Annotated in this window: 10 protein-coding genes; all 10 read left to right on the forward strand. The window is 54.5% G+C overall.

Going from position 1 to position 11,999, the window contains the following annotated elements:
- Window positions 1-133 precede the first annotated feature (133 nt).
- Window positions 134-1,117 carry a class I SAM-dependent methyltransferase gene (locus Q7U71_01170; protein MDO9390368.1) on the forward strand — a complete coding sequence of 328 codons (984 nt, stop codon included), beginning with the start codon at window positions 134-136 and terminating at the stop codon, window positions 1,115-1,117.
- On the forward strand, window positions 1,114-2,328 hold the full coding sequence (locus Q7U71_01175) for a glycosyltransferase family 4 protein (GenBank protein MDO9390369.1): 1,215 nt from the start codon (window positions 1,114-1,116) through the stop codon (window positions 2,326-2,328). The genes Q7U71_01170 and Q7U71_01175 overlap by 4 nt, the downstream gene beginning before the upstream one ends.
- Window positions 2,325-3,794, forward strand: a complete 1,470-nt coding sequence (locus tag Q7U71_01180) for a radical SAM protein (protein MDO9390370.1) — start codon at window positions 2,325-2,327, stop codon at window positions 3,792-3,794. The genes Q7U71_01175 and Q7U71_01180 overlap by 4 nt, the downstream gene beginning before the upstream one ends.
- Window positions 3,791-4,594, forward strand: coding sequence for a polysaccharide deacetylase family protein (locus Q7U71_01185; GenBank protein ID MDO9390371.1), 804 nt, complete (start codon window positions 3,791-3,793; stop codon window positions 4,592-4,594). The genes Q7U71_01180 and Q7U71_01185 overlap by 4 nt, the downstream gene beginning before the upstream one ends.
- 10 nt (window positions 4,595-4,604) lie before the next feature.
- Window positions 4,605-5,996: a glycosyltransferase family 2 protein gene (locus tag Q7U71_01190; GenBank protein ID MDO9390372.1), complete on the forward strand. Its 1,392-nt coding sequence runs from the start codon at window positions 4,605-4,607 to the stop codon at window positions 5,994-5,996.
- A 37-nt stretch (window positions 5,997-6,033) separates the two neighbouring features.
- Entirely contained in the window at window positions 6,034-7,041 is a 1,008-nt protein-coding gene (locus Q7U71_01195; GenBank protein ID MDO9390373.1) for an NAD-dependent epimerase/dehydratase family protein, read from the forward strand.
- Window positions 7,042-7,116: 75 nt separating this feature from the next.
- Window positions 7,117-9,081, forward strand: a complete 1,965-nt coding sequence (locus tag Q7U71_01200; GenBank protein ID MDO9390374.1) for a glycosyltransferase — start codon at window positions 7,117-7,119, stop codon at window positions 9,079-9,081.
- Window positions 9,078-10,493: a sugar transferase gene (locus tag Q7U71_01205; GenBank protein ID MDO9390375.1), complete on the forward strand. Its 1,416-nt coding sequence runs from the start codon at window positions 9,078-9,080 to the stop codon at window positions 10,491-10,493. The genes Q7U71_01200 and Q7U71_01205 overlap by 4 nt, the downstream gene beginning before the upstream one ends.
- A gap of 41 nt (window positions 10,494-10,534) precedes the next feature.
- Complete coding sequence (locus Q7U71_01210; GenBank protein ID MDO9390376.1) at window positions 10,535-11,761, forward strand: MFS transporter; 1,227 nt, start codon at window positions 10,535-10,537, stop codon at window positions 11,759-11,761.
- 26 nt (window positions 11,762-11,787) lie between these two features.
- A partial coding sequence (locus Q7U71_01215; GenBank protein MDO9390377.1) for an ATP-binding cassette domain-containing protein occupies window positions 11,788-11,999 on the forward strand: 212 nt, incomplete at its 3' end.

Below are 11,999 nucleotides of genomic sequence, written 5' to 3' on the forward strand. Positions count from 1 at the left end.
CGGCAGCTGGCCGCAAAATGCCTGGAGATCATCAGCGATCCCGAAAAGACCAACAGAATGACCCACCTGGCTAAAAGCGAAGTGGAACGGAAATTCAGCGCAGAAAACTATATAGGCGGAGTGCAAAGGGTATATGACTCATTGGCTGGGAAATAAATTACCTGAAATATTGGAGAACAGGCTGATATGCACCAGATGCAGGTGTAAACTTGCCCCGGTTGCGGGGGCCTATGCCTGTTCAAGCTGCGGCCAAAGTTTTGGAGTAGAGGGAGGAATTCCGGTTTTCTGGGATCATGCAGACAATTTTAAGAAAAGTGAAGCGGAATTCTACGGGCAGGAAGCAAAAAACCCGAGCCTGGCCAGCCTAATCCGTAATTATTATCACAGCAGCAGATACGACGATAAGCTGACGGAGCTTCAGTTCAAATTTCTCAAACCGAACGGCTTGATACTTTCCCTGGGAGGTGGCGACGGCAGCAATAGTGTTATTTATGTCAAAAGAGGCTTCAAGGTGCTAGAAAGCGATTTGGCTCCGGAAATGGCCAAGGCGGCTTCGATCAAATTTACCACTCTGGGCTCCGGAGAGTGGGCGGTGGCTGCGATTGATGCCGAGGCAATTCCCTTCGATGAAGAGACCTTTGATGTTGTTTTTATCTGTGCTGCCCTGCATCAGATGCAGGGGCGGGAAAAGGTTGCGCTGGAAATCGGCAGATGTCTAAAGACAGGAGGCTTTTTGGTGTTAAGCATGGAACCTGCCGCGTGGTTTTATAAGGTGATCAGGCCGCTGGCGGGGTTACTTCAAATCCGTTCAGGGCAATTAGGGCAGCAATCAGTTGGGGATGAAGCAAACCGGGGGGTCAGCTATAGAGACATTCTTGGGTTTTGTGAAACAGCTGGAATAAAACCCAGGGTAGTGAAACCGAAATATTTTCTGACAGGACTGCTATATCACGCCACAGAAGCTGTCTACCGTTTATTGAATGCTAAAACTCGTCAAAGACTGACTGTCCGTAAATGGGAATTGAATCTATGCACCACACTTGATTCAATTATTACCCATATACCGCTGATAAACAAATACCCATTTTATTGGGTTGTGGTAGCCGAAAAAAAATGAAGATACTATTCATTTGCCCGTATCTTCCCTATCCCCTGATCTCTGGCGGACATACCCGGGTCTTTAATGTCATCAAGCACTTGTCCGGTTCCAACCAGATCCACCTGCTGGCCTACAATCGGGAGCCGGTGACCCGGGAGCAAGAATATGAATTGAAGAAATACTGCGCCAATCTGACCACCATACCCCGGCCGCCGGTATTTTCCCCCGGGAACTTGGCCGCTTACCTGACCACCGGAAAACCATTCATGCATGTCATCAACGGGCGGAATCAGGCGCTGGTGCAGACCATCGACCGGGAGACTGCCGGCTGGCAGCCGGACCTGATCCATGTGGAACATTATCATATGGCCGATTGCCTGCTTCGCTCCCGGTCATCCAAGCTGTACCCCAAGGTGATCGGGGAGCAGGGGGTGGAATATCTGATACTGGAGAGGCTGTCCCAGGTGGAGAAAAACCCCGTTAAAAAGCTGGCAGCCATGCAGGAGGCCAGACGGATCAAGCCGTTTGAGATAGGCATCTGCAACCAGTTTGACGGATGCATTGAAGTATCGCAGGAGGACAAGGATTTAATAGCCCAGGCCGGGGTGAAGATCCCGGTCCACGTTGTGATCAACGGCGTGGATACCGGGTATTTTTCTTCAATCGCAAATGAGGTCACTGAACCAGCCATCCTTTTTGTGGGGACCTTCAAATTCTTCGGCAACCAGGATGCGGTAAAATGGATGTTGAAAGATATCTGGCCCCAGGTAAAGACCCGGCATCCCAATGCCCGGTTTTACATAGCAGGAAACCAGCCCCCCGCCTGGCTGCGCCAGGTACATGACCCGGCGGTAGAGGTGATGGGATGGGTAGACAACCTGGCCGGAATAATGCAAAAATGCCGGGTGGTAGTGGCCCCCTTGCGGATGGGAAGCGGCACCAAGTTAAAGATACTGGAAGCAATGTCCATGGGAAAGCCGGTGGTAACCACCAGCATCGGGTCCGAGGGTATCGGGGCGGTGGACGGCCGGGAGCTGCTGGTCCGGGACGATCCCCGGCAGTTTGCGGAAGCGGTGGCGGACTGCCTGAATGATCCGGATCTGGCCGGCCGGCTGGGAGGGAATTCCCGGAAGTTGGTCCAGAACAATTACAGCTGGGAAACATCGGCCGGGCAGTTGACCCAGGCCTACCAGGAAACCATTAAAACATTCAGGAAACCAACCCCATGAAACTGCAGCTGGTGTTTGCCCCGCCGGAGACCCCGCCCCAGTTCGGCGAACTGGGGGAGCAGATCAATCCCCCCCTGGGGATCCTTTATCTGGCGGCCTATGTCCGGAAACATCTTCCCCATACCGAGATCTCGGTGGTTGACGGCCTGCGGCAGGGTTATGCTAAAACAGTTCAATCCGTTAAGGACTTCGGGGCCGATGTGGTGGGAATATCCTCGTTCACCCCTACTGCCTCCAGCGCATTGAGACTGGCCACCAAAATAAAAACCGAGAACCCCGGGGTGATGGTTCTGATAGGCGGACCCCATGCCACGGCTCTGCCGGAGGACTGCTTGAACAAAAGCCTGGCCGATGCGGTTGTCTACGGCGAGGGCGAGGAGACCCTGCGGCACATTGTTTCGCTTTACGACAGCGGGAAACAGCTGGCCGCTTTCCCATGGGAGCAGGTTGACGGCGTTTACTACCGGGGGAAAACTGGCATAGCCAACACCAAGCCCCGACGCTTCATCCAAAACCTGGACGACATTCCCTTTCCGGCCCGGGACCTGGTAGACATGAAGGACTATGCAGGATATTATTTGTACAAATCCAAACCCCAGACATTGATGATCATGTCCCGGGGATGCCCGGCCAACTGTACTTTCTGCTCCAAAAAGGTCTGGGAGACCTCTACTCCCAAGATCAGGGTCCGCAGCCCCAAAAACATTGCCGACGAGATCGAGCATTTAAAAAAAGAGTACGGCATCCGGGAGGTGTTCGACAATGGCGATGAGTTCAACAACCATCTGGCCAATGCCAAGGACGTCTGCCGCGAATTGATCTCCCGCAAACTGGATGTCGACTGGATGACCCTGGTGCGGGCGGTGCCGCTGGATGATGAACTGGTGGAGTTGATGGCCAGGTCAGGCTGCTGGTGCGCTGGTTTGGGGATAGAGAGCGGCAATCCCGAAGCCCTAAAGGGGATCTGCAAGGGGATAACCCTGCCGCAGGCCGAGCAGGCCTGCCGGCTGCTCAAGAAACACGGCTTGAAGGTCCACGCCTTCTTCATGCTGTTCAATGTCTGGGAGGAGCAAGGCGCGTTAAAATACGAGGACGCGGCCATGACCCGGAACACCCTGAACTTTGCCCGGAGCCTGGTCGACCAGAAACTGCTGGATTATCTGGGATGGTCCATTACCACCCCTTATCCCGGCAGCCAGCTGTATGACATGGCCCTGCGCCATAAATTGATACCGCCGGAACTTTCGGGCAACTGGGATGCCTGGCTCAAGGATACTTCCTTTATCCTGAACCTTCCGGGGGTCAGCCACAAGGAGATGGCTGATATGAAGGCCAAGGGTTCTTTGCTTCGGGCCCGGCTGATGCTGCGGTCCGGGGGCATCGGATTGAAAGATGCAAGCTATTTCATAAAGAAAGCGGGCAAGCTGGCCCACAATCTAATAACTGCCTGGCGGGAGAAGAAGTGACCGGGAAAAATGCCATAATATTCATAGATACCGAATCAGGACTGGAAGGCCCCTGGCGGGAGTACCTGGATTTTGCGGAGGGGATCAGCCAGATCTCCAAGGTGCTGCATAGATACAAGGTCCCCGCGGTCTTCAACACCTGCGGCAAGCTGCTGGAGCTGCATCCCCAGCTTTTTGTGGAATTGGAAAGGCAGGGGCACGAAATAGCCCTGCACGGATGGAAGCACGAAAACCTGAGGATGCTGGATGACCAGTGGCTGGAAAAGGTACTGGCCCGCAGCCATCAGGCTTACAGCCAGACCCTGGGGCACAGTCCATACGGGTTCCGGGCCCCCTGGCTGGATTACGATCAAAGGCTGCTGGAATGGCTGAATAGAAAGGGATATCTCTGGGTCAGCCACCGGCACCTGTTCTTCCGGGAAAGGTTCTTTTCCCCGGCGGCCCGGCCCGAGATCCGGGCGGGGCAAAGAATGGCGGGGTTATGGGCCAGGTGGCAGGAAAGGAATTTCCCCAAGACACCCTACCAGAACAAACAGGGGTTAAAAGAACTGCCCCTGACCTCCTCCATGGATGGGGAGCTGCTGGGTCTGGTTTCGCCACTGCAGCCATCGCCGGCAAAAGACATAGACTTTGCTGTCAATGCCTGGCACCAGCAGCTTTTGCGGGCGCCGAACTTTTTCACCCTGAACCTGCACGACTGGCTTATCGCCAGCGGCAACCGGCCGGACGTCCTGAATAAAATGATCTCCCTGCTGTTGTCGCAGAATTATAAAATAACCACTGCCCGCCAAATAATTTAAGATTATTCCCATGCTTTATCCCGAAGACAAAACAACAGACCTGAGCATCTCCATCGTCAGTTACAATGTCAAGCGGCTGCTGGGGCTGTGTCTGGAGTCTATCCAGGCACATACCAAGGGCATCAGCTATCAGGTGATCGTGGTGGATAACGGCTCCCGCGACGGCACGGTAGCGATGCTGGCCGAAAAGTTCCCCTGGGTAAAAGTGATGGCCAACCGCAAAAACAGGGGCTTTGCTGCGGCCCAGAACACCGGCCTGGGAATGGGCCGGGGCCGTTATCTGTTCTCCCTGGACAGCGACACTTACATCACCGAGGATACCTTTACCGCCATGGTCCGGTTCATGGACAAGTATCCACAGGCCGGGGCCGCCGGGGCTAAACTGTTGTCTCCCCAGGGGGTCCGCCAGTATTCGCGGCGGCGGTTCCCTCCATCCATCTGGCCGGTGCTTTACCGGGGATCGTTTTTGAAAAATATTCTGCCGCCATCCGCCCAGGTCCGTTATTACGAGATGTCGGATGTGGTTCTGGCCTCAGAGACAGAGGTGGACTGGGTCTATGGCGGGAACATAATCTTCCGGCGCCAGGCCCTGGAGCAGGTAGGACTTTTTGACGAAAGGTTTTTCATCTATTGCGAGGATATCGACATAAGTTACCGGCTGCAGGAGCACGGCTGGAAGCGTTACTTTGTACCCGACGCCAGGATATTCCATTACGGGCAGCAGGGAACAAACCAGATCAAAGTCCGCTCTTATTGTCGCCATGTGCTCAGCTATCTCAAACTATTTCAAAAGTACGACTGGAAACTGGACGAGCGCTACACCAAGAACTTTGACCGGAAGGAAACAACGACGGAGATGATACTGCTGATGGTTTGCAGTAACCAAAAGGGGCTTTTGGCAAAATGCTTGGAGAAGATTTACCAAAACCCTCCCGCCGTGCCCTTTAAGGTGGTAGTGGTGGATGAAGCCAGCCAGGATGGAACCCTTGAATATTTAAAAGCGGAACGGCCCGAGATCGCATGGATATCCAATAAAAAGCCAAAGGGATATCTGCGGGCAGTGAACCAGGCGATAAAAATGACGGAATCAAAATACCTGGTGCTGGTTCCGCTGGTACCGGCTGCCATTTATGGGCAGATGGGCCGGCTCCATGACTTTATGGAACATACAGATAAGGCCGGAATGGCCGGGATGGTTTCTGATGGCAAGGGCCCGTCCTTTCTTCCGGAGAATGACCTTAACGAAAAGGAGTTATTCCTCGCAAATTGCATGATGGTTCGTCGCAACCTCCGGGGACTGTCTCTGCTGGATGAAAAGACAGGCAAAAAAGACAATGACTTTGAATGGTGTTCCCGTTTCCGGAAAGCAGGCTGGGCGGTTTATTATCTGCTTAACACCTGATTCCGGTTTCCAAAAACACGAAGAGAAAAGGAAATTAATGGCAAAAATACTGGTTACCGGGTGCTCCGGTTTCATAGGCTCACACCTGGCCGAAACACTTCTGTCCAATGGCCATAAGGTAGTGGGTCTGGACGACCTTTCCGGGGGGTTCCTGGAAAACAATCCCGCCGGGATGATCTTCCGGCAGGGGTCCATCACCGACCACGGGCTGGTGGACAGCCTGTTTCAGGAGCATGGGTTCGAATACGTGTTCCATCTGGCTGCTTATGCGGCCGAAGGCTTAAGCCATTTCATCAAAAGGTTCAATTACACCAATAATCTGATCGGCAGCGTCAACCTGATCAATGCCGCGGTGAATGCGGGAACGGTCAAATGCTTTGTATTTACCTCTTCCATTGCGGTTTACGGTCCCAACCAGGTCCCGATGACGGAAGACATGGTGCCGCAGCCGGAAGACCCGTATGGCATCGCCAAATATGCGGTGGAAATGGACCTTAAGGAAAGCCACGAAATGTTCGGACTTAATTACATCGTGTTCCGTCCGCATAATGTCTACGGGGAACGGCAGAACCTGGGAGACCGGTACCGCAACGTGATAGGCATCTTCATAAACCAGATAATGCAGCAAAAACCGATGACGATCTTCGGCGACGGCCAGCAGACCAGGGCGTTTTCATATATCGGGGATGTGGCCCCCGTTTTGGCCAGGTCGATCGAACGCCCCCAGGCCTATAACCAGGTTTTCAACATTGGAGCAGATGCCCCATATTCGGTGCTGCACCTGGCTGAAGTGGTGGCCCGGGCCATGGGAAGCCGGTCCGAAATAATAAGGCTGGAGGCCCGCAAAGAAGTGGTCCATGCTTTTTCTTCCCATGATAAAGCCAAAGCCGTATTTGGTGACTTGATGCACAATGTTTCCCTGGAAGAAGGCATTGCCAGGATGGTCAATTGGGCCAGGATCGCCGGCATCAGACGGGGAGTTAAATTCGGGAACATAGAAGTAGAACGAAATATGCCCAGATCATGGAGAGAACTGACAGAGTGAAAGCATTAAAAGCTAATCGGAAGCTCCCTGAATTGATCCCGTCAGCAGAAATATCAAAACAAATATTCAGACCTTATGTCCACACAGAAAAAAATAAAGCAACCGCTGGTATCAATCTCCCTGATCTCGTCTAATGAGCTCAAGCATCTTAAGATACTAATGCCTTCCCTTGAGGAATCGTTGACGGGCATCGATCATGAAATCCTCCTGGCGGACAATGGCTCCCGAGATGGGTCGGTAGAACATTTCTTGCAGCAGTATCCCGAGGTAAAGATCTGCATAAACCGAAACAAGCGGGGTTACGGGGCCAACCACAATCTCAACATCAAGCGGGCCCGGGGCGCTTATGTCATGGTATTGAATGCCGATCTTAAGTTCGAGAAAAACACCATTCAGGACATGGTCGCTTTCATGGAAGACAATCCTGATTGCGGCGTCAGCAGCTGCCGGTTGATGAACTGGGACGGCAGTGGGATCCAGCATAATTGCCGGACCTTTCCCACCCTGGTCGACATCTGGGCCCGGAGGTTCCCCTTCAAGAACAAAAGGCTGCATGCCATAGCCGACCGCCATGAGATGTTGCAGCACGACTATAGCCAAAATTTTGAGACCGACTGGTTCCAGGGTTCTTTCATGTTCTTCCGGCGCGAGGCCCTGGATCAGATCGGCGGGTTTGACGAAAGGTTCTTTTTGTATTTTGACGACGTGGACATCTGCCGCCGGATCCATATGGCCGGCTGGAAAGTATTGTATAACAGCCGGGTTTTTGCCCATCACCGTTTCCACCGCCAAAGCGCCAACCCCCTGAACCGGCTGTTCCGGGTTCATCTGAACAGCATGGTCAGTTATTTTCAAAAATACGGCTGGAAATTCTGGCCCCAGCCGGAGGAAGATCATTCGGCCGTCAAGCCGGAGGTGAAGGGCCCGAAGGTCGCCATCGTTCACGATTACCTTACCCAGTACGGGGGGGCGGAACGGGTGCTGGAGATGCTGCTGAAGATATTTCCCGGGGCCGACCTGTATACCCTGGTCCGGCAAAAAGGGGACGGGCTGCTGGAGGAACACCTTAATATTGAGCAGGCCAAAACCTCTTTTGTACAAAGCCTGCCCGGTTCTCCCTGGGGGCAGTTCCGCGAATACCTGGGATTCATGCCGGTGGCGGTGGAAAGCTTTGATTTTACCGGTTACGACATTGTGATCTCCAGTTCCAGCGCCTGGGCCAAAGGGGCCATCACCGATCCCCGCACCTGGCACCTTTGTTACCTGCACAGCCCGATGCGCTTCGTCTGGGACTGGTACCATCAGACACTTAAAGAACATGCCTGGCCCTTGAGGCTGCTGCTTAAATCCATGCTCAGCAGTATCCGGCGCTGGGATGTGATGAGTTCCCAGCGGCCAGATCTGATCATAGCCAACTCCCGGGAGGTTCAAAAGCGGATCTCAAAGTACTACCGGAGGGATTCCCTGGTGCTTCACCCGGCGGTGGATACCGAGTTCTTCGTCCCTCAAAACGACGGGGGGAGCAGCGACTACTACCTGGTGGTCTCCCGGCTTAAGCCCTATAAGAGAGTGGATCTGGCGGTGCAGGCCTTCAATCTGACCGGCCGGGCTTTGGTGGTGGTGGGAGACGGTTCCGAGATGAAACGGTTAAAACGAATGGCCCTGTCCAATGTCCGCTTTGCCGGCAAGGTTTCCGACCGCCAGCTGCTGGATTATTACCAGAACTGCCGGGCCCTGATATTCCCCACTCTGGAGGATTTCGGGCTGACCCCGCTGGAGGCCCAGTGCTGCGGCAAGCCGGTGATAGCCTACGGCCGGGGCGGCGCCCTGGAGACGGTGGTGGAGGGCAAAACCGGGACTTTCTTTTATCAGCAGACGGTGGAGTCTTTGATAGAAGCCATAAGACGTTTTGAAAAAACAGGATTTGACCGGGAGCAAATAAGAAAGCATGCCTGGAGTTTCAATCAGGAGAGTTTTATACGGCAGTTAAAAAAAATAGTGGATGTTGAATACGCAAAGTTCCGGGAGGGGAAGCCATGACATTAAGAAAAAAGTGGGGGGAAATATTTCCGGCGCTGGTTCTGCTGACCGACTGTCTGACGGCCTGGCTGTCGGCCGGCCTGACCCAGTGGCTGTGGTTTGACCTGCTGCCGTTCGCCAAGTCGGGCCGGGGCTCGGTGCCCGAGCTGAAGCTGTGGGTCCTGCTGGCCTATGTGTTTTGGCTGGCCCTGATCGGCAGCTACCGCCGGGTGGGAAAGCAACCGCGTCCGGAACAGGTGCTGGACCTCTTAAAGTCCTCCCTGTACAGTTTGATCGCGCTGGTTACCATAGTGTTCCTGCTGAAGGGATATTACTATTCCAGGGGTTACATCGTGATGTATTTTGTCATCACCCCGGTGTTTTTGACCATCAGCCGGCTGCTGCTTTTCAAATTGAATCTTAGCCGGATGCAAAAGGGGTGGGGGGTAAAAAATGCAGTGATCGTGGGAAACGGTCGTTCAGCCAAGGCGATATTGGATCATTTGATAACCAATCACGCCCTGGGTTACAGGATCATGGGGTTTTTGGTGGAGACCTCCAGGGATCTTAATTTCAGCTACTGCGGGGTAAAGGCCCTGGGCCTCTATACCGAATGCCAGCGGACCATTCCCCAGCAGCAAGTGGAGGAAGTATTCATTCCGGATCTCTCCCGCCACCTGGCCGATTACAGCCATATTCTGGAATACTGCCACAGTCAGAAGATAGAAGTACGGATAGTGTCGCACCGCACCGACTTGTTGGCCAGGGTGGCCGGCATTTATGACATGGCGGGGATATCCCTGTTCCGGCCCCATTATCCTCTGTTCCAAAAGTCCTACCGGGCCTTTAAAAGAACGATCGATGTCCTGGGTTCCGGCCTGGGTCTGCTGTTCCTTTCCCCGGTATTCGGGTTATCGGCAATTATGATAAAGCTCGATTCGCCGGGGCCGGTCTTTTTCCGGCAGATCCGGCTGGGGGAGGCGGGCCGCGAATTCAAATTATTCAAATTCCGGACCATGTTCCAGGGATCTGAAAAGAACAAGCACCGGCTGATGGAACAGAACGAAGCCGACGGACCGATCTTCAAGATCCGCAACGATCCCCGGATAACCCCGGTGGGGCGCTGGTTGCGGCGTTTGAGCATGGATGAACTTCCCCAGTTGATCAACGTCTTTCTGGGCGAGATGAGCCTGGTCGGTCCCCGCCCGCCTCTTCCTTTCGAGGTGGCCCAATATAAAGAATGGCACAAAAGAAGGCTGGAAGGCCCCCAGGGCATGACCGGGCTTTGGCAGATCTCGGGGCGCAGCGAATTGTCCTTTGAAGAGATGGTGCTGTTGGACATTTATTACCTGGAGCACAGTTCCCCAGTGCTGGACACAGAAATTCTTTTCAAGACCATTCCGGCGGTCATCCTGGGCGGGGGGGCATACTAGCCCGATCAAGGCAATTGACAACAGATCAGAGGACCCTAAAAATGGCAAACGCCGATAAACCCAGGTTGTCCCCCAATGTGATCCGGCTGGGCTGGGTCAGTCTGCTGACAGACATCTCTTCGGAGATGCTCTATCCGATAGTGCCGATTTTCATCACCTCGGTGCTGGGGGCGCCGATGGCGGCCCTGGGCCTGATAGAGGGCCTGGCCGAGAGTGCCGCCAACATCCTCAAGATATTCTCCGGCTGGTGGTCCGACCAGGCCGGCAAACGAAGGCCGTTCGTGATCGGGGGGTATTCCCTATCGGCCTTTTCCAAGCCCCTGCTGGCCTTTGCCCAGTTCCTGGGCTGGCCCTTCGTTTTGGCCATGCGCATTTTGGACCGCACCGGAAAGGGATTACGGACCTCGGCCCGGGACGCCCTGATCGCCGATTACACCCCGGAATCGCAGAGGGGCAAGGCCTTTGGCCTGCACCGGGCCATGGATTCCCTGGGGGCGGTGCTGGGACCGCTGGCCGCGTTGTTCTTCATGAGCAAAATGAACTCCTCCGATCCGGCCGCCCAGGCCCTGTCGTACCGCCAGGTCTTTCTCTGGGCCTTTGTCCCCGCCGTGCTGGGGGTGATAGTTTTGTTCCTGGTAAAGGAGAAACCTTTCACCGCCCGGTATAAAAAGCCCCGTTTCGGATGGAAGTCGTTCAACCGGGATTTCAAGATCTTCATCTTCATAAACCTGATCTTTGCCATCGGCAATTCGTCGGACGTCTTTCTGATCATCAGGGCCAAGGACCTTTTTGCCGGGACATCAAACGCCGTGGTGACGGTCATCCTGGCTTACGTGCTGTACAACCTGACCTACTCCCTGGGATCCTACCCCGCCGGAATGCTGGCCGACCGGTTCGGCGCCAGAAAGGTCTACACTTTCGGGCTGCTGTTGTTCAGCCTGGTGTACCTGGGATTCGCCTTCAACCACCATCCGTCTTTGGTCTGGGTCCTGTTCGCGGTCTACGGTTTTTATACCGCCTTCACCGACGGGGTGGGCAAGGCCTATGCCTCCAAGTTGGTGCAGGAAGACCTGAGGGCCACCGGGATGGGGGTCTATCATATGTCCAACGGCCTGGCCGCCTTTGCCGCCAGCGCCGCGGCCGGTCTGTTATGGCAGAGCTTTGGCTTTAAGGCGGCATTTGTCTACGGCGCGGCCATGTCATTGCTGGCGGTGATGCTGTTTGTGCTGCTGGTCAAGGGGAACAGGTCCGGGGCCAGCCAAAGGTAACCTTCAAAAACAAAATCAATCAGCCAATGACAGGCACCATAGAACCGATCATAAAAGCCAGGGACATTTCCCGGACATTCAATCCTGCCGCCAAGCCCCTGACGGTGCTGCAGGGACTGGACCTGGAGATCCTGCCCGGCGAGACCATAGCCATCACCGGGGCCTCCGGCTCGGGAAAATCAACCCTGCTGCAGATCCTGGGCTGCCTGGACCGTCCCACCACCGGGCAGGTGAACAT

The sequence above is a fragment of the bacterium genome, assembly GCA_030655055.1.
Lineage (GTDB): Bacteria > Edwardsbacteria > AC1 > AC1 > EtOH8 > UBA5202.

Bases quoted from the DNA above. Each gene is read 5' to 3' on its own strand.
- Q7U71_01195 (MDO9390373.1), top strand. From the start codon at position 6,034: ATGGCAAAAATACTGGTTACCGGGTGCTCCGGTTTCATAGGCTCACAC.
- Q7U71_01175 (MDO9390369.1), top strand. From the start codon at position 1,114: ATGAAGATACTATTCATTTGCCCGTATCTTCCCTATCCCCTGATCTCT.
- Q7U71_01170 (MDO9390368.1), top strand. From the start codon at position 134: ATGACTCATTGGCTGGGAAATAAATTACCTGAAATATTGGAGAACAGG.
- Q7U71_01210 (MDO9390376.1), top strand. From the start codon at position 10,535: ATGGCAAACGCCGATAAACCCAGGTTGTCCCCCAATGTGATCCGGCTG.
- Q7U71_01190 (MDO9390372.1), top strand. From the start codon at position 4,605: ATGCTTTATCCCGAAGACAAAACAACAGACCTGAGCATCTCCATCGTC.
- Q7U71_01205 (MDO9390375.1), top strand. From the start codon at position 9,078: ATGACATTAAGAAAAAAGTGGGGGGAAATATTTCCGGCGCTGGTTCTG.
- Q7U71_01180 (MDO9390370.1), top strand. From the start codon at position 2,325: ATGAAACTGCAGCTGGTGTTTGCCCCGCCGGAGACCCCGCCCCAGTTC.
- Q7U71_01200 (MDO9390374.1), top strand. From the start codon at position 7,117: ATGTCCACACAGAAAAAAATAAAGCAACCGCTGGTATCAATCTCCCTG.